General features: G+C 72.2%; 1 pseudogene. It reads right to left on the bottom strand.

Annotated elements, in window-relative coordinates:
- Positions 1 to 352, bottom strand: a pseudogene (locus FLO80_RS24365) (BatD family protein); the annotation flags it as partial.

Genomic DNA, 352 nt, shown 5'->3' with positions numbered 1-352 from the left:
CGGGTGTTCCACCAGACCACTTCGAGCGCCGGCAACTCGATGCGCCCGGCCTGCTCGGGCACCAGCGCCTCGCGCTCCTCGCGACTGCCGATGAGGCCCTGGTCGGTGCTCTGGTCGGCCAGCTGCGGTTGGTCCGGGTAGCGCCGCAGGCCTTGCACGTCGGGCAGCGGCAACGGCGGAAGCTGGGTGCCGGAAAGCCCCTCGACCTTCAGCAGCACGTTGCGCGTCAGCGATTCGCCGACCTGTGCCTGCTCCGGCTGCGGGCTCCAGCTTTCGCTGATGCTCAGCGCGCGGGCCGGCATCCAGGGCGCGTCGGCCGGATAGTCGGCGGGCTTGGGCCGGACCTGCAGCG

Source organism: Aquicoccus porphyridii (genome assembly GCF_008369105.1).
GTDB lineage: Bacteria > Pseudomonadota > Alphaproteobacteria > Rhodobacterales > Rhodobacteraceae > Aquicoccus > Aquicoccus porphyridii.
Note: the sequence above shows the minus strand (reverse complement) of the source record. Positions and strands in the feature narration are given on the sequence as shown.